The sequence below is a fragment of the Mesorhizobium sp. M2E.F.Ca.ET.209.01.1.1 genome, assembly GCF_004010375.2.
Classification (GTDB): Bacteria; Pseudomonadota; Alphaproteobacteria; order Rhizobiales; family Rhizobiaceae; genus Mesorhizobium.
Map to the genome: position 1 here is coordinate 1 of NZ_SADP02000145.1, position 493 is coordinate 493.

The window sequence follows — 493 nt, forward strand, 5'->3', positions numbered from 1 at the left end:
CGGCAACACCGGCAACAACACCTTGGCGGGTCTCGGCGGCGCCGATACGCTCATCGGCGACACTGGTACCGACACGGCCAGCTATGCGGCATCGGCGGTTGGCGTGAATGTCAGCCTGATGACCGGTCTTGCCCAAGGCGGCGATGCCGAAGGCGACACCTTCTCCAGCATCGAGGGACTTCTCGGCTCCGCGCAGAACGATACCCTCGAGGGCGATGGCGGCAACAACGTCCTGAACGGCGGCGCCGGCATCGATACGCTGAGCTACGAGCACGCGGCCGCGGCCATCACGGTGAGCCTTGCGACGACGGCGGCTCAAAACACCATTGGCGCTGGCAGCGACACGCTCTCAGCCTTCGAGAACCTGACCGGCTCTGGCTTTGGTGACACGCTGACCGGCAGCACGGCGGCCAATGTGATCTCCGGCCTGGCCGGCGACGACCTCATCAATGGCGGCGCTGGCGCCGACACCATGGTGGGCGGCACAGGCAAT

General features: G+C 66.3%; 1 pseudogene. It reads left to right on the forward strand.

The window, feature by feature from the left end:
* A pseudogene (locus EN852_RS35005) lies at positions 1-493 on the forward strand (hypothetical protein); the annotation flags it as partial.